Raw genomic sequence first — 25,968 nt, 5'->3', positions numbered from 1 at the left:
TCCGCCCTGTCGACGGGCGTACCCGGACCGATGTGACGGTGACACCCGGCGTGCCGGAGCGCGTTCCGGGGTGACGAAAGACCAGGGGCGGCCACGGCCGGGGCCGCCCCTGTGTCGTACCGGAGCGCCCGGGAACGTTCGAGGCGGAGCACGGGAGCACGGGCTCCGCCCCGGCGCGGTTCCTCAACGGCCCTGCCATCCGCTCCTCTTCCCCTCCGGCCGACCGGCCACCGGCTTCGACGCCGCCTCTCCGTCCCACGGGCCGGCGCGCTCGGCGCCCCCTCCGCGCCCCGGAGTTCAGGTCTCCTGCGCTCAGGTGCCGGCCAGCGCCTCCGTCGGCGACAGCCTGCTCGCCCGGACCGCCGGATACAACCCGGCGACCATGCCGATGACCAGGGTCGAGCCGATGCCCGCCGCACTCGCCCACGCGGGGACGACCGTGGGCCATCCGCGGCTGAGGGCGTACCCCGAGGTGATCAGCGTCCCCAGTACCGTTCCGGCGAGACCGCCGATGAGTGACAGGAGCAGCGACTCCATCACGAACTGGGTGCGGATCTGCCCCCTGGTCGCTCCGAGTGCGCGGCGCAGCCCGATCTCCGGCCGCCGCTCCAGGACCGAGATGACCATGGTGTTGCCCACGCCGACCCCACCCACCAGCAGGGCCACCCCACCGAGACCCAGCAGCAGGCCGGTCAGTGCCGACTCGGTGGCCTCGCGGGCCGCGAGTGCGTCGGAGGGCCGAGAGATCCGCACCTCACCCGGCTTCTCGGGATACGCCGTGGCCGGGAGCACTCCCCGGACCGCCGCGACCTCGCTGTCCTCGGCCCGGACGTAGACCGTGGACGGATGGCCGTCGAACCGCAGATAGGTGCGTGCTGCCGGCCAGCCGACCAGAGCCGCGCTGTCGAGCTCGGGCGCGAGTGGCACGGGGTCGAGGACACCGACGAGAGAGAACCAGCGGCCGCCGATCCAGACCCTGGTGCCCGGTGCGTACACGTCCAGCCGCTGGGCGGCCGTGGCCCCGAGCACCACGGCCGGGTACTCCTCCGTCGCGGAATCCAGCCAGCGCCCCCTGCGGACGTGACCGCCGACGGCGGGCAGGAGTTCGGCACCCGCCGCGAGGACGTCCAGAGAGCCGGTGCGCCCGATGGCGATGCGCTCGTTGCGGTAGACGTGCGCACGGGTCACCCCGGTCGCGGCGACCTGCTGCACCGGCGGGATCCGACGGACCATCGCGACCGCCTCGTAGGGCAGTTCGGCCTTCTCCCCCGCGAGGGACTCGCCCGGGGCGACCCGCAGGAGGTTGGTACCGAGCGCATCGAGCCTCCGGTCCACCTCGGCCTGCCCGGAGCCCGATATGCCGACCACCGCGATCATCGCGGCGACCCCGATCGCGATACCGAGGGCCGACAGGAAGACGCGCACGGGCCGCGTCCGCAGCCCCGTGCCCCCGAGCCGTACGACATCGGCGGGCCCGAGCCGTGCGGCCCGCAGGCCCGGCCGCCGGCGGGAACGGCCGGGCGGCGGCCCGGGATCCGGACGGCGGAACGTGGACTCCGTCTGCGCCGGGGAGTCGGCCGTACTTTCCGTCACCACGGTTCTCCGATCACCGTGCTCCGTGTGATGTCACTGATCAGCCGGCCGTCACGCATCTCGATACGACGGGGCAGCTCGGCCGCGATCTCACGGTCGTGGGTGATCACGACGACCGTGGTGCCGGCCGCGTGCAGTTCGCGGAGCAGGGTCAGCACAGCCGCTCCTGACGCGGAATCGAGATTGCCGGTCGGTTCGTCGGCCAGGAGGACCGCCGGCTCCCCGATGACCGCGCGGGCGACGGCGACCCGCTGCCGCTCACCGCCGGACAGCTGGTTCGGCAGATGGTGCACACGGTGGCTGAGCCCGACCCGGGCCAGCGCGGCCGCGGCCCTGGCCCGGCGGCGGCGCAGCGGGACGCCGGCGTAGAGCAGGCCGTCACCCACCGCGTCGAGCACCGGAACACCGACCGCCAGATGGAACTGCTGGAAGACGAAACCGATCCGGGTGGCCCGCAGCGCGGAGACCTCCCGGTCGGACAGCTTCGCCACGTCGTGACCGTCGACCAGGACGCGGCCCGAGGACGGCCGGTCCAGGCTGCCCATCAGATTGAGCACGCTGGACTTGCCGGAGCCCGACGGTCCGACCACGGCGATCAGCTCACCGCGCCCGATCCGCAGACTCACGTCACTGACCGCCGCCACTCCGCCCGGATACGTCTTGGAGACGGAATCGAACTCCACGACCGCCGAGGACTCGCCGCTCACTCAGGGATCCTCACCTTCAGCCCGTCGCGGACGGCCGGTCCGCTCACCTCCACGTCGCCGTCCGCGAACAGCCCGGTCCGCACCGCCACGAAGGTGCCGTCCGCCGTCTCCAGACCGTGACCGCCCTCCGCGAGCGCGACCAGGGCGGCGACCGGGACGGTCAGCACGTCCTTCACCTCACGCCCCACGTACTCGACGGTGACGGGACCGCTCTCCCACTTCCCCACGGCCTTCTGGTCCTTGATGGTGATGGTCACCGGCACCGTCGCCTCGCCCTCGCCCGATCCGCCCTCACCGTCGCCCCCTTCGGCCGCCGTCGCCTGCCGGCCCACCGAGGTGACCTCGCCCTTCACCGCGGTCTCGTCGGGCAGCCGGATCGTGACGGCCGCACCGCGTACCGCCCAGGCGGCATCCGCCGCGGAGGCGTCGACGACGACCTTCCGGGCCGTTCCGGTGTACGTGAGGGCGTCCTCGCCGACGGCTGCACCCAGCCGGACGGCCGGCCGGCCGATCCGTACCTTCCCGGCGGAGTAGATGACGTCCCCGACACCGACCCTGCCGGTCCGGGGCAGCCCGAGCGACTTCTGCCAGCGTTCGACTGCTCCGGCGGTGCCTGCGGTGAACGTCTCGTCCACGGTGAAGCCGGTGTAGCCGAGCGCCGAGAGATTCGTCTCGAACTGCAGCACGTCCATGCCCTTCACCGGGCCCGGGGCGTCGGCTCCCGCCCCTGCGGTGCCGGTGTCCCCCGGTGCCGGCGAGCCCGAGGGCACGGGGGCCTTGCCGTCGGACTGCTGTGCCCCGGACTCCCCGGACCCGGCCCCCCCGGCGGTCGCCGAGGCGGACGGAGCCGCGGGCAGCCCGAGCTCCCGGTACATGGGGAGCGTCCCGTACAGGAGCACCGTAGGACGGTCGTCCACGCGCAGGAGGGTCTCGCCCCGCTCCACCGACGCCCCCGCCGCGGGTAGCCAGGTCACGGTGCCCGTCGCCTTGACCGGCAGGGGGATCTCGGTGCCGTATCCGAGGGCTCCGTCCACCGCGGTGCGTTCGGTCAGCGTCGCCCGGGTGACCGCGACGGTGGAGCCGGACCTGGGCGGTGCTCCCGCCCCCTCGTCCTCACCGCCTCCGAGCCCCAGGGCACCGACCACGGCGACCGTCGTCACGACGACCAGGGCGGAGACGATCAGCGCCGTGCGCCTCCCCCGTCCGCCGCGCGGCGCGCGGGCAAGCCCGGGATCGTCATCGATCTGCGTCACCGTCTCCGACATGATCAGCCCTTGCCCCTGCCCGGGTTCTCGGGGACTCCGACGATCGGCCCGCAGATCCGCGCGGCGCGCTTCCCGCCGGCCGAGGTCTGGTCCCATTCGCCCTGCCCGAGTCCGTCGGGACCGGGGTCGGGGAAGTCGGCGGCACCGTTCTTCCGCATGCACTCGGCGTACTCGACCTTGACCTTGATCTGCTCCGCGGAGAGCGTGGGCTGGTTGCCCTTCTCCACGCTCTCGGGGACGGCGGCCTGGTACTCGGCGCACTTCTCCGTGGCGGTCCTGAACTTCTGGTCCTTCTTCAGGGCGCGCGCCTGGTCGCCGCCGCCGAAGTCGATGTTCCCCCTGGCGTCCGGGTCCGGCGCGTCGACGCCGTTCTCCCGCAGGCACTTCACGTACGCGCGCTGTGCCGTCACGTACGCGGCGACGTCGTCCCCGCCGCCCTGCCCGCCCGTCCCCGAGGCCGAGGCGGACGCGTCGCCGCCTCCGGCCGTCGGGACCTTCGCACCGCCGTCGTCGCCGCCGCAGCCGGTCAGCGTGAAGGCCATGACCGAGGCCGCAGCGGCCAGCACTACCCAGTTCGTCCTCATCGTTCTCCCGCTCGCCTGTCGGGCCCTGCCGCGGAAGCGGTGGGCAGGCCGACCGTAGGACGGAGGTGATGAAGAACCCTTGAAGTTCCTGTCAGCCCGTCATGCGGTTCCGGGTGTGCGCGTCATGCATCGCTCGGCAACCGGTCCCGACGGCCGGCCCCGGCGGCCGACCCCGACGGCCGGTCCTGTCGGCGGGAAGCGGAGAGGGCCCGCAACAGGCCGTTTCAGGAGCCCACTTGACGCCACCCTCTTCACAGGCCACCCTTTCACTACTCAATTAGTGAAAGGGTGGTGCACATGGCAGAGTCCGCAGCGGTCGAATTCCGCATCGACCGGCGCAGCGGCGTCGCCACCTACCTCCAGATCGTGCAGCAGACCAAGCAGGCGCTCCGCCTCGGTGTGCTGGAGCCGGGCGACCGGCTGCCCACGGCCCGTGAGGTCGTCGAGGCCACGGCCATCAATCCCAACACCGTGCTCAAGGCGTACCGCGAACTGGAGCGCGAAGGCCTCGTCGAGGCCCGGCGCGGCCTGGGCACCTTCGTCCGCCGCACCCTCGGCAGCGCGGCGGTCACCACCGACCCGCCCCTGCGCGCGGAGCTGACGGAGTGGACCCGCAGGGCGCGCGCCGCCGGCCTGGACAAGGACGACGTGAGCGCGCTCTTCACCGATGTACTGGACAGCACATTCAAGGGGGACCAGCACTGATGACCGGTGCCGCGATCGAGGCGAACGGCCTCGGCATGACGTACGGACGAAAGCGGGGGTGGGCCCTGCGCGACTGCTCGTTCCGGCTGCCCGCAGGACGGGTATGCGCCCTCGTCGGGCCCAACGGAGCCGGGAAGTCCACGCTGCTCGGCCTCGCCGCCGGACTGCTCCGGCCCACCGAGGGCTCGATGCGCGTGCTCGGAACCGGCCCTGGGGAGGCCCGCCCCCGCATCGCGTACGTCGCCCAGGACAAGCCTCTGTACCCGCAGCTCACGGTGGCCGACACCCTGTGGGCGGGGGCCGAGCTCAACCCGGCTACCTGGGACCACGAGGCCGCCGGCCGGATCGCCGCCCCGCTCCCGCAGGACGCGAAGGTACGCACCCTCTCCGGCGGCCAGCGCACCCGGCTCGCCCTGGCCCTCGCGCTGGGGAAGCGGCCCGAACTCATGCTCCTGGACGAGCCGATGGCCGATCTCGACCCGCTCGCCCGCCACCAGCTGATGGGCGTCCTGATGGCCGAGGCCGCCGAGCACGGGACCACCATCGTGATGTCCTCGCACATCCTCACCGAGTTGGAGGGTGCCTGCGACTACCTCCTGCTCGTCGACGGCGGCCGGGTGCGGCTCGGCGGCGAGAGCGACGACATCGTCGCCGCACACGCCCTACTCACCGGCCAGGTCCGCGACCTCGCCCCGCACACGGTCGTCGAGTCCCGCACGACGGGACGTCAGCTGACCGCACTGGTAAGGAGGGACGGACCTGTGGACCGAGCCGCCTGGGACGTCAAGGATCCCTCCCTGGAGGAACTGCTGTTGGCGCACCTGCGCTCACCGGAGGCCCCGCCGCTGCTGACGCCGAGCGCCGACGCCCGGACGGAGGCGGCCGCGATATGAGCACCACTCTCACCGCGCCCCGGCCCTCCGGCCCCACCACCCCGTCCCGGCCCTCCCTGCGCGGCCTCGCCCGGGTCGTCGTGCGGCAGCACCGGTGGACGCTGGGGATCGCGGGCGGGCTCGCCCTGGCGGCGGTCATCGGCCTGATCGCCCTGGTCCTGCGCTCGTCGCACGTCTCCGGGGTCTTCGAGGCGAGCAACTGCCGCATCGACGGCGGGGCGGGCCGGGCCTGCGACCAGACGGCCCGCGACTACGCGGACAGCTTGCACACGTACAGACGGATCCTCGACTACTACACCCTTTCCCTGATGGCCCTGCCCACGGTCTTCGGCGCGTGGGTCGCCGGCCCGGTGATCGCAAGAGAGCTGGAGAGCGGCACCTTCAGGATGGCCTGGACGCAGTCGGTGTCACCGGCGCGCTGGCTGGCCGCCAGGCTGACCGTGCCCGTCGTGCTGCTGGTGTCCGGGACAGCCGCACTGGCCGTGTGCCTCAACTGGGCGCGGGCCCTCACGGACCTCCCCTACCGGCCCGAGTGGTACAGCGCGCACGTCTTCACCACCACAGGCACCGTCCTGGCGGGGCACGTCCTGTTCGCCCTGTGCGTCGGAGCGCTCGCCGGACTGCTGATCCGGCGCGTGATCCCCGCGCTGACCGTCTCCGTGCTCGCCACCGGCGCGGTGATGGGGACCTTCGTCTACGCCCGCGGCTACCTCTGGCCCCGGTCCACGGTGACCGGCCGGTCCCTCGACGTGGAACCCGACATCTGGTGGGTGAAGACGGGCCACATCACCGGCGCCGGCGAACGGCTGTCGCAGGACGTGTGCGCGCAGGTGTCTTCCGTGCAGGCCTACGCCCGGTGCATGACCGACCACGACGTCACCAGCCACTACCTCGACTACCACCCTGCCTCGCACTTCTGGCCGATCCAGCTCGTCGAGACCGGCATCCTGCTCGCCCTCGCCGCCGTGGCCCTCGCGCTCGCCTTCCGCGCCCTGCGCCGCCTCCACGGCTGATCCAGCGCCCCTGTCCGGGCCCCGGGGGGGAGTCCGGGCAGGGGGTTCACCGACGGTGAGCGAGGGGCAGCACCGCAGCCACACCGCTTCCTGTACGTCATGTCATCGTTACCGGCCATTCAGACGGGCTTGCGACCCTCACGGGATGCAGCCAGCTGTGCCCACCCCCCGCAACGGGAGTGGCCCCGGTCCGGGGACCACTCCGGCTTCTTCCGCGATCTTTCTCGGCTCCGACGCGCCTGAGGAGCCGAACGCGCGGAAGAATAGGTCCATGAGCCAGCAGCCCAGCTCCGAGGTCCCGGTCCAGCCCGCCCAGCCGTCGGTCGGCTCCCTCGCCGCGCACCGGCCGCACGCCGTCGCGGGGTCGATGCCCGCCGGCCTGTCCACCGCCGCCGACCTGGACCCCGACCTGGACAACGACCCGGACGCGTACGAGCCCGAGCCGGACGGCGACGAGCTGCCCCAGGGCCGGTTCCTCGACCGGGAGCGCAGCTGGCTCGCGTTCAACGAACGTGTTCTGGAACTCGCCGAGGACCCTGCCACACCGCTACTCGAACGGGCTAATTTCCTCGCCATCTTCGCGTCGAACCTGGACGAGTTCTTCATGGTCCGGGTCGCGGGCCTCAAGCGCCGTATCGCGACCGGTGTCGCCACCCGGTCCGCGTCCGGACTACAGCCCCGCGAAGTCCTCGATCTGATCTGGACCCGCTCCCGAGAGCTCATGGCCCGGCACGCCGCCTGCTACCAGCAGGACATCGCGCCCGCCCTGTCCGACGAAGGCATCCAGCTGGTCCGCTGGCCCGAGCTGACCGAGAAGGAGCAGGCCCGCCTCTTCACCTTCTTCCGGCAGCGCGTCTTCCCCGTGCTGACCCCGCTGGCCGTCGACCCCGCGCACCCGTTCCCGTACATCTCGGGGCTGTCGCTGAACCTCGCGGTCGTCGTGCGCAACCCCGTCAGCGGCCACCGCCACTTCGCCCGCGTCAAGGTGCCGCCGCTGCTCACGCGCTTCCTGGAGGCGTCCCCGCAGCGTTACGTCCCGATAGAGGACATCATCGCGGCGCACCTGGAGGAGCTCTTCCCGGGCATGGAGGTCCTCGCCCACCACATGTTCCGGGTCACCAGGAACGAGGACCTGGAGGTCGAGGAGGACGACGCCGAGAACCTCCTCCAGGCCCTGGAGAAGGAGCTCATGCGGCGCCGCTTCGGCCCGCCGGTCCGCCTGGAGGTCGAGGAGTCCATCGACCCGTACGTCCTGGACCTGCTCGTCCGCGAGCTGAAGATCTCCGAGACCGAGCTCTACCCGCTGCCGGGTCCGCTCGACCTCACGGGGCTGTTCGGTATCGCGTCGCTGGACCGGCCCGAGCTGAAGTACCCCAAGTTCATCGCCGGCACCCACCGTGACCTCGCCGAGGTCGAGTCCGCCTCCGCGCCCGACATATTCGCCGCCCTGCGCGAGCGCGACGTCCTGCTGCACCACCCGTACGACTCCTTCTCGACGTCCGTCCAGGCCTTCCTGGAGCAGGCGGCCGGCGACCCGGACGTCCTCGCGATCAAGCAGACCCTGTACCGGACGTCGGGCGACTCGCCGATAGTGGACGCCCTGATCGACGCGGCCGAATCCGGCAAGCAGGTCCTCGTCCTCGTCGAGATCAAGGCGCGCTTCGACGAGCAGGCCAACATCAAGTGGGCCCGCAAGCTGGAGGAGTCGGGCTGCCACGTCGTCTACGGGCTCGTCGGCCTCAAGACGCACTGCAAGCTGTCGCTCGTCGTCCGCCAGGAGGGCGACACGCTGCGCCGCTACTCGCACGTCGGCACCGGCAACTACCACCCCAAGACGGCGCGTCTCTACGAGGACCTCGGCCTGCTGACCGCCGACCCGCAGGTCGGGGCCGACCTCTCCGACCTCTTCAACCGGCTCTCCGGCTACTCCCGCCGAGAGACCTACCGCCGGCTGCTGGTCGCCCCCAAGTCCCTGCGCGACGGACTGATCGCCCGTATCAACAAGGAGATCACCCACCACCGAGCGGGCCGGCCCGCCTATGTGCGCATCAAGGTCAACTCGATGGTCGACGAAGCCGTCATCGACGCCTGCTACCGGGCCGGGCAGGCCGGAGTGCCCATCGACATCTGGGTGCGCGGCATCTGCGCGATCCGCCCCGGCGTCACCGGTCTCTCCGAGAACGTCCGGGTCCGCTCGATACTGGGCCGCTTCCTCGAACACTCCCGGGTCTTCGCCTTCGGCAACGGCGGCGAGCCCGAAGTGTGGTTCGGCAGCGCCGACATGATGCACCGCAACCTCGACCGCCGGATCGAAGCACTGGTCCGCGTCACCGACCCCGCGCATCGCGCCGCACTCAGCAGGCTCCTGGAAACAGGGATGTCCGACACCACCTCCTCCTGGCACCTGGGCCCCGACGGAAACTGGACCCGGCACTCGACGGACGCGGACGGACAGCCGCTGAGGCACGTACAAGAGATGCTCATTGACGCCCGGAGGCGCCGGCGTGCGACGCCCTGACCACCCGACGACGACCCTCTCCGCGGAGGCGGTCCTCGCGCCCTATCTGCGCGAACAGGCCGCCTGCTTCCTGCGGGGCCTGCGGACGCACCGCGAGCACAGCGCCTCCGCGGACGCCGGCACACCGAACGCGGACGAGGCCGCACGCGCGCTGCGCCACGCGGCACGCAGGATCAGCGGCACGCTGCACACCTTCCGGGGAGCACTCGAACCGGCCTGGGCCGACCAGCTCCGCACCGAGCTGGCATGGCTCTCCGGGACCCTGGCCCGCGAGCACGCCTACGCCACCCGGCTCGGGCGGCTGCTGGAGGCGCTGCACCAGCTCTCCGGCGCCTCGCTCCCGGCGGCCCGGCCCGCCCCGGGGGACATCCGGACCGAGAGCGACAAGGAGCGGGCGGCGCTCGGCGTGGGCGCCGCCCGGGCCGGGGCCCTCCTGGAGCGCCGGCTGACCCTCGCCCGGACCCGTGCCCACTCGGCGGCGCTCCAGGCGCTGGGCTCCTCCCGCTTCCACGCCGTCGCCGACTCCGTCGCCCTGCTCGCCTCGGAGGTCCCCCTGTCGCCGGCGGCCGCGGAGCCCGCGGAAAGGGTCCTGCACGCCCCGGCGGAGCTCGCCGGGCAGCGGATGCTGGACGCGGTGGCCGCACTCCCGCCCGACCAGGCGGTGGAGCCCTACAACGAGGCCCACGACGCCCTCTGGCACCAGGCCCGCCTCCTGCTCCGGCTGCACCGCTACGCCCACGAGATGCTGCGGGGCGCCCCCGATCCGGCGCTGGCCGGGCCGGGCCACGCGCTGGACCTGCACCGCGACGCGGCGGAGGCCGCCGCGGCGGCGGCCGCGGCGGCCCGCACGCCGCGCATCGCCCCGGCGACGGCGTACGCCCTCGGGGTGCTCCACGCCGACCAGCGCCACGAGGTCGAGGCGGCGCGCGGCGTGTTCCGGGAGACCTGGCCGTGCGCGGCGGCCGTGACCGCGCCATGAGCGACCTCGTGCTCGCGGCGGGCTGTGTGCTCTGGCGCCGCTCCCCGGACGGCGCCGGCCCGGAGATCTGCCTGGTGCACCGGCCCCGTTACGACGACTGGTCCTTCCCCAAGGGCAAGCTGAAGCGCGGGGAGACGGCACTGGAGGCCGCCCTGCGCGAGGTCCTGGAGGAGACGGGCCACCACTGCGTGCCGGGCGCCGTGCTGCCGACAGCCCTGTACATGGCGAACGGACGGCCCAAAGAGGTCAGCTACTGGGCCGCGGAGGCGGCAGACGGCTCGTTCCGGCCCAACGACGAGGTCGACCGGCTGGCCTGGCTCTCCCCCGAGGAGGCCCGCGCCCGCCTGAGCCGCCCGGGCGACCGCGTCCAGCTGGACGCCTTCCTGCACGCGGACCTGCCCGGCGCCTGAGGCCAGGCCGCGCCCACGGCCCGCTCGGCACCGCTCCCCCACCGCACCACGGCCCGCTCGGCACCGCTCCCCCACCGCACCACGGCCCGCTCGGCACCGCTCCCCCACCGCACCACGGCCCGCTCGGCACCGCTGCCCCGGTGCCGGGCGCGCGGCTCCCCTCGGCCGCTCCGCGGCCGGCCGGCGCATCGCGAGGTCCCCGGCCCGGCCCCGATACCAGCAGAACCAGCCCGCCCGGCACGGTTCACCTGCCGTTCACTCTCCCCCGTAGGGCGCTTCACCTGTTCTGCCTAATTTCGGACGTACCAGGTGCACGGCACCACGCCACGCACCACTCCTCATCGCACGCCGCCTCGTCCCCACCAGCCGCGGCGGCTCCTGGAAGGAACACCCCGAAAGTGAAGCTTCAGCGCAAGAACCGGCTTCGTGCCACCGCGCTCGGTGCCCTCGCCGTCTCCGGCGCCCTGGTCCTCACGGCGTGCGGTTCGGACGACAACACCGGCTCCGACACGAGCGGCGGCAGCAAGACGAGTGCCGCCGCGTCGGACATCAAGTGCGACGGCGCCGAGGGTCAGCTGCGTGCTTCCGGGTCCAGCGCCCAGAAGAACGCCATGGACCTCTGGGTCAAGAACTACATGGCCGCCTGCTCCGGTGTGGAGATCAACTACAGCTCCTCCTCCTCCGGCGAGGGCATCGTCGCGTTCAACCAGGGCACCGTCGGCTTCGCCGGCTCGGACTCCGCCCTGAAGCCCGAAGAGGTCACCGAGTCGAAGAAGATCTGCAAGACCGGCCAGGGGATCAACCTCCCGATGGTCGGCGGCCCGATCGCCATCGGCTTCCACCTGGAGGGTGTCGACAAGCTCACGCTGGACGCCCCCACGCTCGCCAAGATCTTCGACACCAAGATCAAGAAGTGGAACGACCCGGCGATCGCCAAGCTCAACGACGGCGTGAAGCTGCCGGACAAGGCGATCCAGCCCTTCCACCGCTCCGAGGACTCCGGCACCACGCAGAACCTCGGCAAGTACCTGAACGCCGCGGCCCCGGCCGACTGGAAGTACGAGGCCGAGAAGAAGTGGCCGGCCCCCGGTGGCCAGGCCGCCTCGCAGTCCTCCGGTGTCGCCACCCAGGTGAAGGCCGTCGACGGCGCGATCGGCTACTTCGAGCTCTCCTACGCCAAGTCGCAGGAGATCGCCACCGTCGACATCGACACGGGTGGCGCCGCCCCGGTCGAGGCCACCTCGGAGAACGCCTCCAAGGCCATCGCCGCCGCCAAGGTCAAGGGCACCGGCAAGGACCTGGCGCTCGACCTCGACTACACCACCAAGGCCGAGGGTGCCTACCCGATCGTCCTGGTGACCTACGAGGTCGTCTGCGACACCGGCAACAAGGCCGAGACCCTCGGCTCGGTCAAGTCCTTCCTGACCTACACCTCCTCCGCGGACGGCCAGAAGGTCCTCACCGAGGCCGGCTACGCCCCGATCCCCGAGGCGATCAACGCCAAGGTCCGCGAGACGGTCGCCGGTCTCCAGTAGTCCCACCGCACGACGCACAGGCGGGCCGGTCCGGTGCACCCCTCCGGACCGGCCCCCACCGCCCGACCCATCCGGTGCACCGCCGCCAGGGGAGCCAGCCGCTCCCCCACACAGACCGGAAAGACCATGGCTTCCACCACACCGCTCGACATCCCACCGGCTCCGCCGGCCACGCGCGGCCGCCCCAAGGCCACCGGACGCGCCGGCGACAGGATCTTCCTCGGCCTCTCCCGCGGCTCGGGCATCCTGCTGCTCGTGATCATGGCGTCCATCGCCGTGTTCCTCAGCTACCGCGCCGTGATCGCCGTCTCGAAGGACGAGGGGAACTTCCTCACCACCTTCGACTGGAACCCGGCGGGTGACCCGCCGGTCTTCGGCATCGCGGTCCTGCTCTTCGGCACGGTCGTCAGCTCGATCATCGCGATGGTCATCGCGGTTCCGGTCGCTGTCGGCATCGCCCTCTTCATCTCGCACTACGCGCCGCGCAAGCTGGCCGCACCCGTCGCCTACGTGGTCGACCTCCTCGCCGCGGTGCCCAGCATCGTCTACGGCATCTGGGGCGCGCTGGTCCTCGTCCCGTACCTGGAGGGCCTGAACCTCTGGCTCGACCAGTTCTTCGGCTGGACGTACATCTTCGAGAAGACCGAGATCGGCGTCGCCCGCTCGCTCTTCACCGTCGGCATCCTGCTCGCGATCATGATCCTGCCGATCGTGACCAGCGTCAGCCGTGAGGTCTTCCTCCAGGTACCGAAGATGAACGAGGAGGCGGCGCTGGCCCTCGGGGCCACCCGCTGGGAGGTCATCCGCCTCTCGGTCCTGCCCTTCGGCCGGTCCGGGATCATCTCGGCGTCGATGCTGGGTCTCGGCCGGGCGCTCGGCGAGACGATGGCCGTCGCCACGGTCCTGTCGCCGAGCTTCCTCATCTCGCTGCACGTGCTCAACCCGGGCGGCGGGACCTTCGCCCAGAACATCGCGGCCAAGTTCGGCGAGGCCGACGAGTTCGGGCGTGACGCCCTGATCGCCTCGGGCCTCGTCCTCTTCGTCCTCACCCTGCTGGTCAACGGCGCGGCCCGGCTCATCATCGCCCGCCGCAAGGAGTACTCGGGGGCCAACGCATGAGCCACGCCACCACCACCGACGTCCAGGACCAGCGTCCGCGGACCTCGCCGGAACCCGGCGGGACCGGCCTCAGCAGCCGAAGCCTCCCCCGGTGGGCGCCGCTCGGCTTCGCCGCCGTGTCGATCGCCCTCGGTGTGGGGATCTCCCTGGCCGCCGGCTGGCAGAGCCGCGTCCAGTGGGGCCTGATCTCCGCCCTGATCTTCCTGGCCCTCTCGTACGCCGCCACGACCGCGGTCGAGAACCAGCGCCAGGCCAAGGACCGCCTCGCCACCAGCATCGTCTGGGTCTGCTTCCTGGCCGCGGTCGTCCCGCTCGCCTCACTGCTGTGGACCACGGTCAGCCGCGGCTCCGAGCGCCTCGACGGCTACTTCCTCACCCACTCGATGGCCGGCGTCCTCGGCTCCGAGGCCACCGGCGGTGTCTACCACGCGCTGATCGGCACCCTGGAGCAGGTCGGGATCGCGACGGTGATCTCCGCGCCGCTCGGGCTGCTGACCGCGGTCTACCTGGTCGAGTACGGCAAGGGCGCGCTCGCCAAGGCCGTCACCTTCTTCGTCGACGTCATGACGGGCATCCCGTCGATCGTCGCCGGTCTCTTCATCCTGTCGATCATGCTGATCGCCGACCTCGAGCCCTCCGGTCTGATGGGCGCCCTGGCCCTGACGATCCTGATGATCCCGGTCGTGGTCCGCTCCACCGAGGAGATGCTCAAGCTCGTCCCCAACGAGCTCCGCGAGGCCTCCCTCGCCCTCGGCATCCCCAAGTGGCGCACCATCCTGAAGGTGGTCCTGCCCACCGCGATCGGCGGCATCACCACCGGCGTCATGCTCGCCATCGCCCGCATCGCGGGAGAGACGGCACCGATCATCCTGCTCGTCTTCGGCAGCCAGCTGATCAACACGAACCCCTTCGAAGGCGCCCAGAACTCGCTGCCCTTCTACATCTACGAGCAGTACAAGGTCGGCGAGGCCGCGTCCTACGACCGCGCCTGGGCCGCAGCCCTGGTGCTGATCGCCTTCGTCATGATCCTCAATCTGGTGGCCCGCGGCATCGCCCGCTGGAAGGCCCCGAAGTCCGGCCGCTGAGGCCACGCAGAAAGCAGTTGATTCCCATGGCCAAGCGCATCGACATCGGCGGCCTCACCGCCTACTACGGATCCCACAAGGCCATCGAGGACATCTCGATGACCGTGGAACCCCGCTCCGTGACCGCCTTCATCGGCCCGTCCGGCTGCGGCAAGTCCACGTTCCTGCGCACCCTGAACCGCATGCACGAGGTCACCCCCGGTGGCCGCGTCGAGGGCAAGGTGCTGCTGGACGACGAGAACCTGTACGGCTCCGGCGTCGACCCCGTCACCGTGCGCCGCACGGTCGGCATGGTCTTCCAGCGCCCGAATCCCTTCCCGACCATGTCGATCTTCGACAACGTCGCGGCGGGCCTGCGGCTGAACGGCTCGTACCGCAAGAGCCAGCTCTCGGACATCGTCGAGAAGTCCCTCAAGGGCGCCAACCTCTGGAACGAGGTCAAGGACCGTCTGAACAAGCCGGGCTCCGGCCTCTCCGGCGGCCAGCAGCAGCGTCTCTGCATCGCCCGCGCGATCGCGGTCGAGCCGCAGGTGCTGCTCATGGACGAGCCCTGCTCGGCGCTCGACCCGATCTCGACCCTCGCCATCGAGGACCTGATCGGCGAGCTGAAGGAGCGCTTCACGATCGTCATCGTGACGCACAACATGCAGCAGGCGGCCCGCGTCTCGGACCGTACGGCCTTCTTCAACCTCTCGGCGGTGGGCAAGCCCGGCCGGCTGATCGAGATCGACGACACCGAGCGGATCTTCTCGAACCCGTCGGTGCAGGCGACCGAGGACTACATCTCGGGCCGCTTCGGATAACCACGGACGGCTCGGACCACGACAGACGGTTCGGACCACCACACACGGTTCGGACCACGACAGACGGTTCGGACCACCACGGACGGCCTTGGGGTGCTGCATGGCGGTGCCACCACAAGGCGGAAAAGGGTCCGCCCCCGCTCTCCGGAAAGGAGAGCGGGGGCGGACCCATACCGGTCGGGGGACCAGGCCGTCAGCCGAAGAGCAGTACGACGACGCCGTAGCTCAGCGCGGCCACCAGCGCCGCGGCCGGCATCGTGATGAACCAGCCCAGGATGATGTTCTTGGCGACGCCCCAGCGCACCGCGTTCACCCGCTTCGTGGCGCCGACGCCCATGATCGCCGAGGTGATCACATGGGTCGTGGAGATCGGTGCGTGGAAGATGAACGCCGACCCGAACATGATCGACGCGCCGGTCGTCTCGGCCGCGAAGCCCTGCGGCGGGTCCAGCTCGATGATCTTGCGGCCGAGGGTGCGCATGATGCGCCAGCCGCCCGCGTACGTGCCGAGGGAGAGCATGGCCGCGCAGGCGATCTTGACCCACACCGGGATCTCGTCGTTCGGACCCTCGACGTCGGCGATGACCAGGGCCATGACCACGATACCCATCGTCTTCTGGGCGTCCTGGAGACCGTGGCCGAGCGCCATGCCCGCCGCGGAGACCGTCTGCGCGATACGGAAGCCGCGCTTGGCCTTGTGGGGGTTGGCCTTCCTGAATATCCACATGATCGCGACCATCACCAGATAGCCGACGACCAGGCCGATGACCGGCGACAGGAACATCGGGATGACGATCTTCTCGAGCACCCCGTCCCAGTGCACCATCGTCCCGCCGGCCAGCGCCGCGCCGACCATCCCGCCGAACAGGGCGTGCGAGGACGAGGACGGCAGGCCGTAGTACCAGGTGACCAGGTTCCAGATGATCGCGCCGACGAGCGCCGCGAAGAGGATTCCCATCCCCTTCTGGCCCTCGGGTGTGGCGATCAGGCCTTCGCTGACGGTCTTGGCGACCCCCTGGCCCAGGAAGGCACCCGCGAGGTTCATCACGGCGGCCATCGCCAGAGCCGCCCGCGGGGTCAGCGCCCGGGTGGAGACCGAGGTGGCGATGGCGTTCGCCGAGTCGTGGAAGCCGTTCGTATACGTGAAGCCGAGCGCGACACCGATGGTCACGATCAGCGCAAAGGTGTCCACGAGGTTCAGGACTCCTTGACCGCGATGGTCTCCACCGTGTTGGCGACGTGCTCGAACGCGTCAGCCGCCTCTTCCAGCACATCCACGATCTGCTTGAGCTTCAGCACCTCCATGGCGTCGTACTTGCCGTTGAAGAGCTGGGCCAGCAGCTTGCGGTGGATCTGGTCGGCCTGGTTCTCCAGACGGTTGACCTCGATCCAGTACTCGGTGAGGTTGTCCATCGTCCGCAGGCTCGGCATGGCCTCGGCGGTCAGTTCCGCCGCCCTGGCCAGGACCTCGATCTGCTGCTCGACACCCTTCGGGAGCTCGTCGACCTGGTACAGCACGACCAGGTCGACGGCCTCCTCCATGAAGTCCATGATGTCGTCGAGCGACGACGCGAGGTTGTAGATGTCCTCGCGGTCGAACGGCGTGATGAAGGAGGAGTTCAGCTGGTGGAAGATCGCGTGGGTGGCATCGTCCCCCGCGTGCTCCGCTGCCCGCATACGCTCCGCGATCTCGACTCGGGAGGCAGAATCCGCCCCGAGCAGTTCCATGAGGAGCTTCGAGCCCGTGACGATGTTGTCCGCGGAGGCGGAAAACATGTCGTAGAAGCTCGTCTCCCTGGGGGTCAGACGAAAGCGCACGTGGGGTCCTCGGGGTGCTTTGGATTCGGTCAGGCTGATGCTAGGCGCATCATCCGGCCACGGCTAACCGGCGTCATTCAGTGTCGCGCATCGGGCACAGTGATCAGCACGGCCCCCCGGTCACGTTTCGGCTGGATTCGTTACGATATACCCGGCAGGGGTATACAGACGGAACAGAACGGCACGCTCACCGCAGGCCACGAGGACAACGGGAGGACCCCATGACCACCACTGAGGCCGCCGGCGCAGCCGATCCGGACGCGGTCGTCACCGACCACGACCGCGGTATCCACGGGTATCACCACCAGAAGGACGAGCACCTCAAGCGGCTGCGCCGCATCGAGGGCCAGATCCGCGGTCTCCAGCGGATGGTGGACGAGGACGTCTACTGCATCGACATACTCACCCAGGTATCGGCCTCCACCAAGGCCCTCCAGTCCTTCGCGCTCCAGCTGCTGGAGGAGCACCTGCGCCACTGCGTCGCGGATGCCGCCCTCAAGGGCGGCGCGGAGATCGACGCGAAGGTGGAGGAGGCCACCAAGGCGATCGCCCGCCTCCTGCGTACGTGACGGCGGACGGGACGGGGAGGGATCATCCCCGGTGGCGGACCTGCCGGGGGATCGTCGGCGCCGGCTCCGGCCGGCCCGTCCCGACGTTCAGCACCTCGTCGATGCGGTCGGGACTGAGCCGGTCCTCCAGCGCGTCGGCCGCCGCGATCATGAGCTCGCCGCACAGTTCGATCTCGGCGAGGGCCACACAGTCCTGAGCGTTCGGAGCGCTGAGCGTCACCACCTGCGTCACCTCTCTCTGCTGTCGCCGACTCCTTGGCGCACCGACTCCCTAGCGTAGGGAGCGCGGCACGCACCGCGCATGGCACGGAAGGACCATTTCGGCCCCCTCCCTACGGCGCTTCCGGGCCACTCCGGCCCTGCTGGACCCGACCGGTGTAGATGTCCGCGTCGGGCGGCAGCTCCACGGAGACCGGCGCCCCGAAGCCGTACAGCAGCAGCGTGGACACCACCGCCACCGCGGGCCCCTCGGTCGCGAAGGTGAAGCGGTGACGCACCTTCCGCAGCAGGCCCTCGTCGTCCAGATACGCGTCGAACGGCACCGAGTCCGTGCTGAACCCTTTCGCCGCTGCGGTCAGCGCCCCGCGCGAGGACGGCGACGCCTCCCGCGCCGCCCGCCCCAGGTCCGCCGTCCCCCGGTAGTGCCGGACGGGCACCCCGGCCAGCTCCGTCCGCCCGACGTACGTCACCCTGCCCGCGCCGCGCAGGAGCTCGGCCGCGGCCGTCGGATCCGTCACACCGCCCGTCACCAGGTTGCCGTCCTCCAGGGTCGTCGTGTCGATCCGCACCCACTTGTCGTCCGGCACCCCGGCCCCGCGGTTCTTCATGTACAGCGCTCCGGGAGCCAGCAGCTCCGTGATGGGCCGGTGCTCCTCGGCCCCGGCGGCGTCCTTCGGGAGGAGCACCTTGATCCGGCCGAGCTGCCTGCGGAAGTCGTACGCCCCCTGGCCCCTGATCGTCACCCGGGTCCCGCCCGCCGCGGTCTCCATCGACGTACGCGTCTCGGCGCTGCCCGCAGCGGCCAGCTCCCCGGCCGCACGCCGGACCACGGAGGCCGGGTCGGCCGCCGGGCCGGCCTGGGCGACGGCGCGCTCACCCGCCCCGTCGGCGCCGCCACCACCCGCCCCGGAGCATCCGCTGCCCACCGTCATCACGCCGGCGACGGTCAGGGCACACACGGCCAGTGCCCCGCCACCGCGTCTCTGCTGCCGCACCGCCATCGCCTGCCAACCCCCAACGACGTACACCTGACCGAGTTCCCGCCCGTCCCGCCTAACGACGGCCGGGGCGCCCCGTCACGCCACGGGCCCCCTCACGACAGCCGATCGGCCCACTCGCCGACCGCCGCACGGTGCCCCCGGTACCGTGGACGCGTGCATCAGGAACCCTCGGACCCCCTGGTCCAAGCCCCCGTACGCATCCCCTCGCAAGGCCCCGGACGCGCGCACAGCACGACCACGGTCGAACGGGGCTCCTTCTGCATCGCGCGCTGTGCCTGCGGCTGGTCCGGCCCGGCCAGGCGCTCCCGGGACCGGGCTCGCACGGATGCGGAGGAACACCTCAGGCCCCCGGGCGATCCCCGCTAGAGCGACTCCGCCTCCGGCCCACGCCGGAGCGACTCCCGCAGCCGGGTCAGGACCGGCTCGATGCGCGGCCCCGCCTCCGGACAGACCTCGCGGAGGAACGAGAGGTCGTCGACCGTCTCCCGCACCGGAGTCCTCCCGGGCCCGAGCGCGAGAAGGGCGTCGCACCGGGCCTCGGCATGTCGCCGGGCCGGAGGCAGGAGAGGACGATCAGGCCCTGGCGCGCGTCCAGGGCGTCGCCGCCGTCACCGCTGCCTCCGGCAGCGAGGCAGCATGCCCAGCCCGACCAGCCCGACCAGCCCCACCTGCGCCGCCACCGTGCTCGACGGCGAGGCGGCCGGTGCGGCGGCCCGGCCGTCGGAAGGACCGTGCTGCGGTGCGGGCACGGCGCTCTCGGCCTGGTGCCGGCACTGCCTATAGGTCGTCAGGTGCTTGTCGAACCTCTTCAACGGACGGCCCTGCCGGCCCAGCCGGGCACTGACCGCCTCCATCGCCTCGATCGCGTCGTGGACGTCGTCGCCCACGAACGCCGTGACCACGGTGTCCTGTTCCCGCGCCGCCGCCTCCCACTGACGCACCAGGGTCGACTTGCCCACGCCGCCGTTGCCCCGCACATGCAAGAGGAACGCGAAGCCGGCCTCCTCGGGATCCCTGGCGAAGGTCTCCCGGAAGACCGCCAGCTCGTTGCGGCGCCCCACGAACCCCGTGCGCTCGCGCCGCTGACCGACTTCCTGCCGTGACGGCCGCCGACGGGCCACATGCACCACCCCCGCGGTCCCCGCACATGATGCCCCGTCATCGGAGGGCCGGCGACGGAGCGATCGGAATCAGCCATTTCTCGGAACATGCGTGAGGGGAGCCCCACCGGGACTCCCCTCATGGCGTACGGCCGCTGTGGCTAGGCGGCGAGGTCCTTCTCGTCGGGCGCACCGGAACCGCGCATCGGCTCGGGGATCCCCCGCGAGCCGACCCGGCTGTCGGCCTCCGCCGCTCCGCCCGAGCGGACGAGCCTGCCGACCACCCCGGCGCGGGCCACGGCCCCGATCAGGGGCGTCAGCAGCATCATCGCGAGCGGGGCGAGCAGCAGGGCCACGGCCGTGCCCAGGGCGAAGCCGCCGATCACGTCGGTCGGGTAGTGCACGCCCATGTAGACGCGGCAGAAGCCCTCGAGGAGCGCCAGCGCGATGGCCACCAGGCCGAACTTCCGGTTGGCCACGAAGAGGCCCACCGCGATCGCCATCGCCATCGTGGCGTGGTCGCTCACGAAGGAGAAGTCCGTCTTGCCCTCCACCAGGACCTCGAGCCCCTTGTGGTCGAGGAACGGACGCGGCCGCTCCACGAAACCCCGGATCGGGATGTTGATGAGCAGGGCGATCCCGGCGGCGAGCGGCGCCCACACGAGCCCGGCAACCGCCGTCACCGAGTCCTCGGTCGTCCCGCGTCGGCGCACGCTCCACCAGCACCACAGGACCGCCAGGACCATGGCGAACATGATCCCGAATTCACCGACGAACTCCATGACCCGGTCGAACCAGGTCGGAGCGGCCTTCGCCAGCCCGTTGATGTCGTAGAGCAGGCTGACATCGGGGTTCGACCCATCGAGTGCGAGTCCAGCCATCTGCCGCGGCCCCTTGCCTTGTCTGCTGCTGCGACGCACAACGGCGTGCGTCGCCTTGGTCTGACCCCCGTGGTCGGTACGGATTCGGTGCCGCGTCACGCCATGGTGCCGTCACGCCCGACCGGTCCGGGCAGTCACGCTTGGTCATGTGCGCATGCTGCCCCAGTCCAGGGAACGGCCTGCCGACTGCCTACGTTCCGCTCTCCACCGAATGATCACCATGACGTTATCGAAGAGTGACTCATCGTCGCAGCTCAGGGCCCAGGCTTCACGGAGAGTTCCGGCCACGGGCGACTGCGCGTCAGCTCTCCGGAAGCGCGGTGGGAAGCGCCGCGGCCCCGTCCTTCGTGACGCGTGTCGCACCGAAGTAGTCAGGGGTGTCGATCTTGTCGAACCGGATCACGGCACCGGTGTACGGGGCATTGATCATGTACCCCCCGCCGACGTAGAGCCCCACGTGATGGATGGCCCGCGAGTTGTTCAGGTCGTCCGAGAAGAAGACCAGGTCCCCCGGGAGGAGCTCCTCCCGGGAAGGGTGCGGCCCGGCGTTGTACTGGTCGTTGGCCACCCGCGGCAGCTCGATGTCGACGGTCCGGTACGCCGCCTGCGTCAGCCCGGAACAGTCGAACCGGCCCCCCTGGTCGGCCGTGCCGTTGCCGCCCCAGAGATACGGGGTGCCGAGCTTCTTCTGCGCGAAGTAGATCGCCCCGGCCGCCTGCTGCGAGGGCCGCACCCGGCCGACCGGCTTGGCGAAGCTCTTCTCGAGGGACCGGATGATCTTGACGTAGTTCTGTGTCTCGCTGATCGCCGGCACCCCACCGGACTGGATCACCCGATAGGCACCCGCGTTGTACGCCGCGAGCATGTTGTCGGTCGGGTCGCCCGGCACCTTCCTGACGTACCCGGCGAGCTCGCAGTCGTAGGACGCGGCGGACGGGATCGCATCGGCCGGGTCCCACACGTCCCGGTCACCGTCCTTGTCACCGTCGATGCCGTGCGAGGCCCAGGTCCCGGGGATGAACTGCGCGATGCCCTGCGCGGCGGCATGGCTCTGCGCGCTCGGGTTCCAGCCGCTCTCCTGGTACAACTGCGCAGCCAGAAGCGCCGGGTTGATGGCGGGGCAGAGATTGCCCCACCTCTCCACGAGCGGCTGGTACCGCGCAGGCACCGCACCCTTGGCCAGCCCGACAGCCCCGCTCGCCCCGGAGATCCCGGCGGCGGCGGAGTACGTACCGACGACGAGCAGCGCGATGAAGCACAGACCGAGCCCGATCCCACCGCCGACGAACACCCAGTATTTCCGCACCCCACAACCATCCCCCATTCGGGCGCGGTTCACGTCGCGATTCGCTGGTGTGTACGGGTGGATGGGTGCATGAGGGGGCGTCAGGGGCGGCTGTACGGGGTCAGGGGGCGCCGGCCGACCAGAAGGGCGAGCGGATGTCGGGGCGGGGGATGTGCTCCATGCCCTCATAGGTGGGCGCGGTCGCCCGGGTGGTGGACTCGGCCACCTCGGACTCCTCCACGCAGGGGGTGTCGACTTCGAAGAACACCTGGCCTTCGCCTCCGACGATGAGGCTGACCCCGAAACCGTCCTTCGTCCGGGCGAACATGGCCGGAACGTCCGGATCATTGTTGATGGATTTCATCCGGTACCCGCTCTTGCGCCAGTAGCGGTCCACCACACCCAGGAAGCTGCCTCTGCGGTCCGAGGAAATGATGGTCATGACTGCGCGTCGCCTGGTTACGTCACAGCTGCCGATGCTGGTCGTATCGTGCGTCCACTTCACCTCCGGGTCGATCTCACTCAGAAGACCATCCAGGATGCGATCCGCACGCTCCGCAGCTTGCTGCATATCCATTTCATACCTTTCTGCTCCACCAAGGGGAGATTCGTTTCCTGCGCACCCTGCAAGTGGTGAAAGAATGAGCAGAGCACCAACCGAGAGGGAAATTCTGCGCACTATCGATGCTCCTGCGTGTTGATCTTCCCTGAACGCCCTGCAGCAATCAGGGAAATATTGTGAGCCGACGCTGCGTCTCGCTCGGGATCAAAGTATTGGGAATGCGCATCGATGGAAGGCCCGATACCGCCGACGAGCCCAGGACCGTCATCGACACGGAATCGCCTGGCACCGAACGCCTCGCTCGCCGGGTCCTTACCGAACCAGAGGTCATCGTCACCCGGGTCTGCGAGGTCACCCGCAACGTAGGACAAGGGAACGGACACGGCGGCAGCAACCGCGCCTACCGCCGCCTGCGGCTTCGATGGCAGCCTCGTCACCACATCGTTCTCGGCCGCTCCCACGAAGACGTGCTCCTTGCCCACTCCCAGATCCTCAGCCCGATCGACACCCACCCCGGGGCTCCCCACCAGGACGATGTCGTCGACTCCTGGAATCCCGTCACCTTGCTGCGTTGCCGCACCTACGGTTCGCGAACCGTAGGAGTGCCCGATCGCTGTGAGGTGCGGATCTCTGTTCTCGTTCGTTGCCACCAGGCCATCAGTGAATTCGTTGAACCGTCGGCCACCTTCAACTGCTCTGTCCTCACCCGCCACGGCCAAGCTGCTGAATCCGTCGATGCTCTGCGGTGCGTCGTACCCGAGCCAGGCAATCGCAGCACCTGAAGGATCGTGATAGCGCAACCCTTTTGCTGTGTCCAGGGCACGCTTCAGATCGTTCTTCGCGAAGTCTTCGTCCAGAGCCGTGTTCAGCCCCGGCACATACGCCGCAACATTCTTCGACGTATCCGGGTTCCCGTACGAGACGATCGCTCGCCCATTCCCCTCGTCACTGACGCCCAAGAGCAGCATCGGCGGCTCCCCCGGCCCGGTCGACGCCCCCAACTGCCGCTCGATCTGCCGCAGTCCCGCCAGCTGCGTGACCGCCCTGTCGTCGTCGCGCCCTTCCAGCTTGCCGATCAGCAGCGACAGGTTGTCCCGGTTCGCCGCGTCGCGGACGAGGGCCGGGATGCCGTCCAGGTTCCCGATCTGGTCCGGGTAGACCGCGAGGTACTCCTCGCGCTGTTCCTGGGTCAGCCCCGCCCACCAGTCGCGCCGCTCCGCCGGCGACGCGTCGCGCGGGATGGCGTCCTTGAGGTAGGCCCCCGCCGCGTCCCGCACCTCCGCCGCGTCGCCCGCCGCGTCCTTCCACGTGGAGTCAGGGACCTTCAGGCCGTCCTCGGCCTTGAGCCGGCGCAGGATCCCCGCGTACCGCCAGTCGATCTCGGCCGCCGCCCGTACCGCTCCCGTCACCCGGTCCGCGATGTCCTGCGCCTTGCCCGCGTCGGGGTTGGGCGCGACCAGGCCGGAGGGCGGTGTCAGCTCCGGCGCGCCGCTCGACGCCGCCGTGCCGCCCCGTAGCGGGGCGCCGTCGACCAGCCCCTCGCCCCCTGCCGGGTAGGTCACCGACCCGTCCGGGTGCACCGTGAACTTCAGCGCGGCCGCGTCGTCCAGCGCGTCCCTCAGCGCCCGCTGCTGGGTCTTCATCTCGTGGGCCAGGGAGTTCAGCGTCGTACGGAGGAGCCCGCACTCGGTGTACAGGTACTGGAAGTTGCGCCCCAGCTGCCGCAGCCGCCCCACCGCCGCCTGCGCCGCCTCGCCCTCCTGCGTGTCACGGAGGCCGGTGAGGAGCTGCTGCTCGATGCGGTCCCGTGCGGCGTCGGCGCGGTTGCTGGACCTGCCCCACCCGTCGGCCGCGCCCTCCAGCTCGGCGCACTCCAGGTCCCGTAACTGCGCCCAGGTCAGCGTCGGAGTCACGGCTCGTCCCCCGCTCGGGGGACGGTCACCGCGGCGAAGGACGACCTGACCGCCTCGTTCGTGGCGCCCTGCGTCCGCGTGACGCCCCGCAGCGTGGCCGCCAGGCTGCCGCACTCGTCCTGCGCGGCCTTGATCCGCCGTTCCCACGACTCCCGTACGGCGGCGAGTTCGGCCAGGGCGGTCAGCCGGCCCGCCCCCGCCATCAGTCCCGCATGGGCCAGGGCCAGCTCGCTGCGGACCGGACCCAGGTGGGCCACCAGTTCCTCCGCGCCCCCTGCGGCCCGCAGCCACGGACCGTCGCTGTGCTTGAGCCTCGGTCCCTGGTCACCCGTACCCGGAGGTCCCGCCGGATCATCCGCGACGCCCGCCGCTGCCACACCGCTCACCCCGTTCCTTGATCACGGAGCGGCACTGTGTCAAAGGCGGCCGGGCCGACACGCCGGAGCGGATGGCCCCGACGAGCCGGATCCCGGCCCCCGCAAGGGCGGCCGTACGCCGGCATCACCCGAACGCGCGACGCCCGGACCGCACGCCGTGTGCGGCGCGACGACTGACGACGGCCTCGCGCCGTGACCCGGGCGGGATGCCGGCCGACCGGGAGCCGACGCCGCCCACCGGAACCACCGCGCGGAACGCACCGTCACCCAGGACATGAGGCAGCCCCGACCGGGTGCTCCCACCCACCTTCTGGAGACGACCGCCCATGACCGCGGCCACCACCCGCATCCTCTACGTAGCCCGGCACGCCGAAGCGAGCTCCGACGAGACCGAGCTGACCGAGCGGGGCCGGCAGCAGGCCACGCTGCTCGGCGAGCGGCTCCGGGACGTACCGCTCTCCGCCGTCCACCACGGTCCGCTCCCCCGGGCCGCGGAGACCGCCCGGCTGGTCCATGAGCAACTGCGGCGGGACGTTCCGCTGCTGGTCTCGGAGCCGGCCGGTGACTACGTCCCGTACGTCCCGCGGCGTGAGGAACTCCCGACGGACTCGGCGGACCGGTTCCTCGGATTCGTGGAGCAGTTCCCCGAGGCCGAGCGCAGCCGGGGCCCCGGGCTGGCGGACGCGGCGCTGGAGCGGTTCACCGGGCCCGCGGACGGCGCCGAGCCCCTCCACGAACTGGTCGTCACGCACGCGTTCCTGGCCGCCTGGTTCGTACGGGACGCCCTCGACGCCCCCGCATGGCGCTGGTTGGGCCTCAACCACTCCAACGCGGCGCTGACGGTGATCCGTTACACGCCGGGCAGGCCCGCCGCCCTGGCCATGGTGAACGACATGGGCCATCTCCCGGAGGAACTCCGCTGGACCGGATTCCCTCCGGAGCTCCGGGTCTGAATCGGGACCGCGGCGAGGCCGGTCAGGAGCGGCCGGCTGTCCCTCGTGCGGATGGTTCACGACGCCCCGTGCACGCGGCCC

General features: G+C 70.9%; 27 protein-coding genes. 12 read left to right on the top strand and 15 right to left on the bottom strand.

The window, feature by feature from the left end; genetic code table 11:
• Window positions 1-312: 312 nt before the first annotated feature.
• From ACFC51_RS25605 to ACFC51_RS25590, 4 genes are all read right to left on the bottom strand, one after another.
• Complete coding sequence (locus tag ACFC51_RS25605) at window positions 313-1,494, bottom strand: ABC transporter permease (RefSeq protein ID WP_376531194.1); 1,182 nt, start codon at window positions 1,492-1,494, stop codon at window positions 313-315.
• A gap of 95 nt (window positions 1,495-1,589) precedes the next feature.
• Window positions 1,590-2,300: an ABC transporter ATP-binding protein gene (locus ACFC51_RS25600; protein ID WP_376531005.1), complete on the bottom strand. Its 711-nt coding sequence runs from the start codon at window positions 2,298-2,300 to the stop codon at window positions 1,590-1,592.
• Window positions 2,297-3,565: a peptidoglycan-binding protein gene (locus ACFC51_RS25595; RefSeq protein ID WP_376531002.1), complete on the bottom strand. Its 1,269-nt coding sequence runs from the start codon at window positions 3,563-3,565 to the stop codon at window positions 2,297-2,299. Before ACFC51_RS25595 ends, ACFC51_RS25600 begins: the two co-directional genes overlap by 4 nt.
• 2 nt (window positions 3,566-3,567) lie before the next feature.
• Window positions 3,568-4,149: a hypothetical protein gene (locus tag ACFC51_RS25590; protein WP_376368744.1), complete on the bottom strand. Its 582-nt coding sequence runs from the start codon at window positions 4,147-4,149 to the stop codon at window positions 3,568-3,570.
• Window positions 4,150-4,446: 297 nt separating this feature from the next.
• Here ACFC51_RS25590 and ACFC51_RS25585 point away from each other — a divergent pair, with 297 nt between their 5' ends.
• The 10 genes from ACFC51_RS25585 (at window position 4,447) to pstB (ending at window position 15,209) form a co-directional block, all read left to right on the top strand.
• Window positions 4,447-4,854, top strand: a complete 408-nt coding sequence (locus tag ACFC51_RS25585; RefSeq protein WP_376368743.1) for a GntR family transcriptional regulator — start codon at window positions 4,447-4,449, stop codon at window positions 4,852-4,854.
• Window positions 4,854-5,747: an ABC transporter ATP-binding protein gene (locus ACFC51_RS25580; protein ID WP_376530999.1), complete on the top strand. Its 894-nt coding sequence runs from the start codon at window positions 4,854-4,856 to the stop codon at window positions 5,745-5,747. Before ACFC51_RS25585 ends, ACFC51_RS25580 begins: the two co-directional genes overlap by 1 nt.
• Window positions 5,744-6,760 carry a hypothetical protein gene (locus ACFC51_RS25575; protein ID WP_376530996.1) on the top strand — a complete coding sequence of 339 codons (1,017 nt, stop codon included), beginning with the start codon at window positions 5,744-5,746 and terminating at the stop codon, window positions 6,758-6,760. Before ACFC51_RS25580 ends, ACFC51_RS25575 begins: the two co-directional genes overlap by 4 nt.
• A gap of 271 nt (window positions 6,761-7,031) precedes the next feature.
• Window positions 7,032-9,278 carry an RNA degradosome polyphosphate kinase gene (locus tag ACFC51_RS25570; protein WP_376368740.1) on the top strand — a complete coding sequence of 749 codons (2,247 nt, stop codon included), beginning with the start codon at window positions 7,032-7,034 and terminating at the stop codon, window positions 9,276-9,278.
• Window positions 9,265-10,257 (top strand): CHAD domain-containing protein, encoded by a 993-nt coding sequence (locus tag ACFC51_RS25565; RefSeq protein ID WP_376368739.1) that lies wholly within the window; start codon window positions 9,265-9,267, stop codon window positions 10,255-10,257. Before ACFC51_RS25570 ends, ACFC51_RS25565 begins: the two co-directional genes overlap by 14 nt.
• Window positions 10,254-10,667, top strand: coding sequence for an NUDIX hydrolase (locus ACFC51_RS25560; RefSeq protein WP_376368738.1), 414 nt, complete (start codon window positions 10,254-10,256; stop codon window positions 10,665-10,667). Before ACFC51_RS25565 ends, ACFC51_RS25560 begins: the two co-directional genes overlap by 4 nt.
• Before the next feature lie 398 nt (window positions 10,668-11,065).
• Window positions 11,066-12,202, top strand: coding sequence for a phosphate ABC transporter substrate-binding protein PstS (gene pstS / locus ACFC51_RS25555; RefSeq protein WP_376368737.1), 1,137 nt, complete (start codon window positions 11,066-11,068; stop codon window positions 12,200-12,202).
• Between the two features lie 126 nt (window positions 12,203-12,328).
• Entirely contained in the window at window positions 12,329-13,321 is a 993-nt protein-coding gene (gene pstC, locus ACFC51_RS25550) for a phosphate ABC transporter permease subunit PstC (RefSeq protein WP_376368736.1), read from the top strand.
• Window positions 13,318-14,406, top strand: coding sequence for a phosphate ABC transporter permease PstA (gene pstA, locus ACFC51_RS25545; RefSeq protein ID WP_376368735.1), 1,089 nt, complete (start codon window positions 13,318-13,320; stop codon window positions 14,404-14,406). Before pstC ends, pstA begins: the two co-directional genes overlap by 4 nt.
• A gap of 26 nt (window positions 14,407-14,432) precedes the next feature.
• A complete protein-coding gene (gene pstB, locus ACFC51_RS25540; RefSeq protein WP_376368734.1) occupies window positions 14,433-15,209 on the top strand; it encodes a phosphate ABC transporter ATP-binding protein PstB in 777 nt (258 codons plus the stop codon).
• 193 nt (window positions 15,210-15,402) lie between these two features.
• Here pstB and ACFC51_RS25535 read toward each other — a convergent pair whose 3' ends face one another.
• Both ACFC51_RS25535 and ACFC51_RS25530 read right to left on the bottom strand, forming a co-directional pair.
• The gene (locus ACFC51_RS25535) at window positions 15,403-16,401 is read right to left on the bottom strand and encodes an anion permease (protein ID WP_376377755.1); all 999 of its coding nucleotides are present in this window, start codon (window positions 16,399-16,401) and stop codon (window positions 15,403-15,405) included.
• Window positions 16,402-16,406: 5 nt separating this feature from the next.
• A complete protein-coding gene (locus ACFC51_RS25530) occupies window positions 16,407-17,027 on the bottom strand; it encodes a DUF47 domain-containing protein (protein WP_376377757.1) in 621 nt (206 codons plus the stop codon).
• A 221-nt stretch (window positions 17,028-17,248) separates the two neighbouring features.
• Here ACFC51_RS25530 and ACFC51_RS25525 point away from each other — a divergent pair, with 221 nt between their 5' ends.
• A complete protein-coding gene (locus ACFC51_RS25525; RefSeq protein ID WP_376530993.1) occupies window positions 17,249-17,596 on the top strand; it encodes a metal-sensitive transcriptional regulator in 348 nt (115 codons plus the stop codon).
• A gap of 22 nt (window positions 17,597-17,618) precedes the next feature.
• Here ACFC51_RS25525 and ACFC51_RS25520 read toward each other — a convergent pair whose 3' ends face one another.
• The 9 genes from ACFC51_RS25520 to ACFC51_RS25480 all read right to left on the bottom strand — a co-directional run bounded on the left by ACFC51_RS25520 (window position 17,619) and on the right by ACFC51_RS25480 (window position 24,943).
• The gene (locus ACFC51_RS25520) at window positions 17,619-17,828 is read right to left on the bottom strand and encodes a hypothetical protein (RefSeq protein ID WP_376530990.1); all 210 of its coding nucleotides are present in this window, start codon (window positions 17,826-17,828) and stop codon (window positions 17,619-17,621) included.
• 100 nt (window positions 17,829-17,928) lie between these two features.
• On the bottom strand, window positions 17,929-18,816 hold the full coding sequence (locus ACFC51_RS25515) for a hypothetical protein (protein ID WP_376377762.1): 888 nt from the start codon (window positions 18,814-18,816) through the stop codon (window positions 17,929-17,931).
• Window positions 18,817-19,178: 362 nt separating this feature from the next.
• Window positions 19,179-19,307 carry a hypothetical protein gene (locus tag ACFC51_RS25510; RefSeq protein WP_376530988.1) on the bottom strand — a complete coding sequence of 43 codons (129 nt, stop codon included), beginning with the start codon at window positions 19,305-19,307 and terminating at the stop codon, window positions 19,179-19,181.
• Between the two features lie 117 nt (window positions 19,308-19,424).
• Complete coding sequence (locus ACFC51_RS25505) at window positions 19,425-19,937, bottom strand: ATP-binding protein (protein WP_376530985.1); 513 nt, start codon at window positions 19,935-19,937, stop codon at window positions 19,425-19,427.
• A gap of 140 nt (window positions 19,938-20,077) precedes the next feature.
• Window positions 20,078-20,797, bottom strand: a complete 720-nt coding sequence (locus ACFC51_RS25500) for a phosphatase PAP2 family protein (RefSeq protein ID WP_376377767.1) — start codon at window positions 20,795-20,797, stop codon at window positions 20,078-20,080.
• A gap of 301 nt (window positions 20,798-21,098) precedes the next feature.
• Window positions 21,099-22,088, bottom strand: a complete 990-nt coding sequence (locus ACFC51_RS25495) for an NlpC/P60 family protein (RefSeq protein ID WP_376377819.1) — start codon at window positions 22,086-22,088, stop codon at window positions 21,099-21,101.
• A gap of 115 nt (window positions 22,089-22,203) precedes the next feature.
• Window positions 22,204-22,659 carry a hypothetical protein gene (locus tag ACFC51_RS25490; RefSeq protein WP_376530983.1) on the bottom strand — a complete coding sequence of 152 codons (456 nt, stop codon included), beginning with the start codon at window positions 22,657-22,659 and terminating at the stop codon, window positions 22,204-22,206.
• A 101-nt stretch (window positions 22,660-22,760) separates the two neighbouring features.
• A complete protein-coding gene (locus ACFC51_RS25485) occupies window positions 22,761-24,557 on the bottom strand; it encodes an alpha/beta hydrolase (RefSeq protein ID WP_376530980.1) in 1,797 nt (598 codons plus the stop codon).
• A complete protein-coding gene (locus tag ACFC51_RS25480; protein ID WP_376377772.1) occupies window positions 24,554-24,943 on the bottom strand; it encodes a hypothetical protein in 390 nt (129 codons plus the stop codon). The genes ACFC51_RS25485 and ACFC51_RS25480 overlap by 4 nt, the downstream gene beginning before the upstream one ends.
• 317 nt (window positions 24,944-25,260) lie before the next feature.
• On the opposite strand from ACFC51_RS25480, the gene ACFC51_RS25475 reads away from it, so the two are divergent.
• Complete coding sequence (locus ACFC51_RS25475) at window positions 25,261-25,887, top strand: histidine phosphatase family protein (RefSeq protein ID WP_376530977.1); 627 nt, start codon at window positions 25,261-25,263, stop codon at window positions 25,885-25,887.
• Window positions 25,888-25,968 lie beyond the last annotated feature (81 nt).

It is taken from the genome of Streptomyces sp. NPDC055962, from assembly GCF_042270185.1.
Lineage (GTDB): Bacteria > Actinomycetota > Actinomycetes > Streptomycetales > Streptomycetaceae > Streptomyces.
The sequence above is the reverse complement of the archived record's forward strand: the minus strand, read 5'-3'. Positions and strand labels throughout refer to the sequence as shown.